Origin of the sequence: Vibrio sp. S12_S33 (genome assembly GCF_963889785.1) — a bacterium.
GTDB lineage: Bacteria > Pseudomonadota > Gammaproteobacteria > Enterobacterales > Vibrionaceae > Vibrio > Vibrio aestuarianus.
In genome coordinates, this window is record NZ_CAWPQZ010000506.1 from 1 (window position 1) to 201 (window position 201).

Annotated in this window: 1 protein-coding gene; it reads left to right on the forward strand. The window is 45.8% G+C overall.

Annotation, left to right across the window (positions count from 1 at the left end; genetic code table 11):
• Positions 1–17: 17 nt before the first annotated feature.
• A partial coding sequence (gene tnpB / locus AACW06_RS20905) for an IS66 family insertion sequence element accessory protein TnpB (RefSeq protein ID WP_192076442.1) occupies positions 18–201 on the forward strand: 184 nt, incomplete at its 3' end.

Below are 201 nucleotides of genomic sequence, written 5' to 3' on the forward strand. Positions count from 1 at the left end.
TTAATCGGAGCACTGTCATGAAACGAATGTTGAGCGCCCCGAATGTTTACCTGTATCGGGAGTTCGTGGATTTTAGAAAGTCTATCAATGGCCTGGCGGCGATTATCGAGTCCGAAACCGATTTGCCACTCGGCACGGGTGCACTGTTCCTATTTACCAATAAACAACGCGACAAAGTCAAAGTGTTGTATTGGGATAAAA